The organism is Streptomyces sp. NPDC001732 (genome assembly GCF_053596315.1).
In genome coordinates this window covers 1-3,927 of the sequence record NZ_JBSFFY010000159.1, presented here as the reverse complement: position 1 = coordinate 3,927, position 3,927 = coordinate 1, and the positions used below count along the sequence as shown (strand labels likewise).

At 63.9% G+C, this 3,927-nt stretch carries 2 protein-coding genes and 2 pseudogenes; 3 read left to right on the top strand and 1 reads right to left on the bottom strand.

Translation table 11 applies throughout. From position 1 onward, the window contains the following. Nucleotides 1-599: IS701 family transposase (locus ACWCXX_RS40775; protein WP_451136301.1), on the bottom strand; the 599-nt coding region annotated here is incomplete at its 3' end. 186 nt (nucleotides 600-785) lie between these two features. On the opposite strand from ACWCXX_RS40775, the pseudogene ACWCXX_RS40770 reads away from it, so the two are divergent. The 3 genes and pseudogenes from ACWCXX_RS40770 to ACWCXX_RS40760 form a co-directional block, all read left to right on the top strand. Next, nucleotides 786-1,225 (top strand): annotated as a pseudogene (locus ACWCXX_RS40770) (DDE-type integrase/transposase/recombinase); the annotation flags it as partial. A 534-nt stretch (nucleotides 1,226-1,759) separates the two neighbouring features. Beyond that, nucleotides 1,760-3,562: a reverse transcriptase domain-containing protein gene (locus tag ACWCXX_RS40765; RefSeq protein ID WP_451136299.1), complete on the top strand. Its 1,803-nt coding sequence runs from the start codon at nucleotides 1,760-1,762 to the stop codon at nucleotides 3,560-3,562. 106 nt (nucleotides 3,563-3,668) lie between these two features. Further along, a pseudogene (locus tag ACWCXX_RS40760) lies at nucleotides 3,669-3,839 on the top strand (integrase core domain-containing protein); the annotation flags it as partial. Nucleotides 3,840-3,927 lie beyond the last annotated feature (88 nt).

The following is a 3,927-nucleotide window of genomic DNA, read 5'->3' as shown; positions in this document are numbered from 1 at the left end:
TCGATGCCCCAGGACCACGTCTCGTCGATCATGTCGAGGGCCGGCTGCCACTTCTCGACATGCCCCGCCTGGGCAGGGATGGCGCACTTGTCGCGACGGACCACTTTGGCCCGGTCGGCCTTGGGTGAGGCGGGGTCCCAGCTCTCGGGCAGGAACAGACGCCAGTTCACCGCCGCCGAGGCGCCGTTGGAAGCCAGGTGCAGAGAGACCCCGGCCTGGCAGTTGGTGACCTTGCCCGCGGTGCCGGTGTACCGCCGGGTCACACACGCCGACGCATCCCCGTCCTTGAGGAACCCGGTGTCATCGACGACCGGCGCAGGGGGCTTGATGACCGGCTGCATACGCCAGGCCGGACGGGCCCGCACATGCGCCGGATCCCACGGGCTGGAGGTGACGAAGTGGGCCAGGGCCTGCCGGTTCCCGTCCTCGCCCAGACGAGCGGCCATCGGCTCCACCGACTTGCGCCCGCCGTCCAGCAACAGACCCCGCAGATGGACCCCGCCCCACCGCCGCTGATCCGCCCGCGCGAACGGCCCGAACATCTCCGCCGCGAAGTCCTCCAGATCACACCGGACCGCAGCCAACTCCCCACTCGGCACGTCCTGTCAACGACACGCCCCATCAAGAAGACACGCCATCACGGACCGCACATGACCAAGCGCTACTAGTTGTTCTGTTCGTGGAGGTGGGTGACAGGGTTCACGGCTGATTGATCTTGAAATGGGTGAGGGCCTTCTGGCCTGGTGTGGATTGCGACATCTGCACCGGCGACCAGAAAGGCCCTCGTGCCCCACCGTAATGCACCCCTGACCGAGACCGGACGGTTGCGTCTGGCCCGTTGCGTGGTCGAGGACGGCCGGCCCCTGCGCAGGGCCGCCGAACGCTTCCAGGTCTCCCCGGTCCCGGCCAAGCGGGGGGCCGACCGCTATCGCGAGCTGGGCGAGGCGGGCCCGGCTACAGCTACCTCCGCAACGCCGTCGACGACCACTCCCGCCTCGCCTACAGCGAGATCCTCACCGACGAGAAGAAAGAGACCGCCGTCGCCTTCTGGCAGCGGGCTCACGCCTTCTTCGCCCAGGCCGGGATCACCGTCGAACGCGTCCTGACCGACAACGGCTCCTGCTGCAAGTCACACGCCTGGCGCAACTCCCTTGCCCGAAAAGGCATTTCACACAAAAGCACACGCCCGTACCGGCCTCAGACCAACGGCAAGGTCGAGCGCTTCAAGTGCGCCACGAGGCGCTCTGTCGTATCCCCGGCATAGCCGGGAGGAAATCGAGGGGAGGTTCCTGGGCCTAATGGCTTACCTGGATCCGAAAGGTGAAGGGGACCAGAGCATGCCAGGAAACCAGCAGCCGGGTTCAGATGTCAGGGACGGTGTGCTGGGAAGGCCCGCGTGATATGGCGAAGGCTTGATTGCTTGAATCCCAATCTCCAGGAGATGGAAGTTCACATCCGCCGGAAAGACATCTGAAACCGGCGCCAGCCCTGCGGAGTTCGCGTTGAACGAGCTCCGCAACTTTCGGGGCAAGGAGCGATGCCCAATGAGGGCATTCAAGGAGATGAATGGGGCGCCTACGTCACGCTATGACGTGCGACAGAGATGAACGTGGGATCGCCTAACGGGCGCGAGCCCCATGGTGACGGAGGCCCCGTAGTAGTCGCCGGAGTCACGACCGGCCAAGGAGGACGGGAAAGCCGTCCGCATCGGGCGAAGGGGGCCAGGTGATCGGACACCCGAAGTCGGGAGGTATGCGAAATGCAGAACGCCGAAACGGTGCTGGGTGTCCTGCGTGAGCGCGGCAGGCGCGGTCTGCCGTGCGAGGAACTGTATCGACAGATGTTCAATCCGCAGTTGTATCTACTGGCCTACGGCCGCATCTACTCCAACAAGGGGGCGATGACGCCGGGGGTCACGCAGGAGACCGTGGATGGCATGTCGATGGGACGGGTCGATCGCATCATTGATGCGATGCGCCACGAGCGATACCGGTTCCGCCCCGCGAGACGAGTTCATATCCCGAAGAAACAGAGCGGGAAGACTCGGCCTCTCGGCCTGCCTACCTGGTCGGACAAGTTGGTCGGCGAGGTGGTGCGACTCCTGTTGGAGGCGTACTACGAGCCGGTCTTTTCCAGCAGGTCCCACGGATTCCGTCCCCGGAAAGGCTGCCACACCGCGCTGCGCGAAGTGGCCAACACCTGGACGGGAACGACCTGGTTCATCGAGGGAGACATCGCCGACTGCTTCGGGAGCCTCGACCATGAGGTCATGCTCCGGTCACTGGGCGAGAACATCCACGACAGCCGGTTCCTGCGGCTCGTGCGGAACATGCTGACAGCCGGATACCTGGAGGACTGGACCTGGCACGCGACGCTGAGCGGAGCTCCGCAAGGCGGCGTGGCCTCACCCGTCCTGTCCAACATCTACCTGCACAAGCTGGACACCTACGTCGAGCAGACACTGATCCCGGAATACACCCGAGGAAGACTCCGTGCACGCAGTACGGAATACCGGCGGGTGGAATCGGCGATCGCACGTGCCCGCCGAAGAGGTGACCGAGTGGAAGTGCGGTCTCTCTACAAGCGGTTGCACCGTCTCCCCAGTCAGGATCCCAACGATCCTGACTACCGGAGACTGCGATACGTGCGCTATGCCGACGACACTCTCCTCGGATTTGTCGGACCGAAGGCCGAAGCCGAAGAAATCAAACGGCGTCTGGCCCAGTTCCTGCGTGATGACCTCAAGCTGGAACTGTCTCAGGAGAAAACGCTAATCACCCATGCCCGGACAGGCAGGGCTCGATTCCTCGGCCATGAGATCTCGACGGCAAGTACGGACCGCAGAACACGGCGACCGTCAGCGACGGACCGGCGCAACCGCCGGTCCCTCAACGGGACGATCGTCCTGCACGTGCCTGCCGCCGTAATCAAGGCCAAGTCGGCACCCTTTCTGGCACACGGAAAACCCGCTTGCCAGAACTCCCTTGTGAATGAATCTGACCATGTCATTGTCGGAAAGTTCGCCATCGAGTACCGGGGTGTCGTCCAGTACTACCTGATGGCCGGTGACGTCTTCCGACTTCACCGGTTGCGCTGGGTCATGGAGACAGCAATGCTCCGCACCCTGGCGCGAAAGCACGGCTCGACGGTGTCGAAGATGGCGGCCCGATTCAAGGCCAAGATCCAGACGCCGTATGGGCTGCGCACCTGTTTCGAGGCTCGCATGCCACGGGACAACAGGAAGGAACTGATAGCACGGTTCGGAGGGATTCCCCTCAAGCGTCAGAAGACGGCGGAATTGACCGATCGTCTGGCGAGACCCGCCTATCCCCACAAGGAGTTGATCCGTCGACTTCAGGGAAATCGATGCGAGGTTTGCGATCAAGCTGGTGAGGTGAAGGTTCACCACATCAGGTCACTCAACGACCTCAGTCGACTGGACGGGCCGTCCCCCGATTGGATGAACCTCATGGCCAAGCGCCGACGCAAGGCCCTCGTGGTCTGTGGTGCCTGCCACGAGCGCATCCACACCGGGAAGCCAAACACAACGCTCACGCAGTAGTCACTGGAGAGCCGGATGCTCGGAAAGCGGGCCCGTCCGGTTCGGAGGGAGGCCGAGCGGAAAAGGCCCTGCCCAGCAGGAACCTCGCCGCTCGGCCGACCCTACCCGCACCCTCCTCGACGAATGGGCCTACGCAAGGCCCTGCACGTCCGAGGCCGAACGACGCGATGCCTACCCATAGTGGCTCCACACCTACAATCACCACCGCGGACACACCACACTCAAGGGCCAACCACCCGCCAGCCGCGTTCCCAACCTCACGGGTCAGTGCACCTAAGGGCTGTCCCGTAATCCCCGGCGGGCGCGCGACGACAGCTACAGCACCTCGCTGCGTTGTCGGAACGTCCGAATACATCCAGTATGCG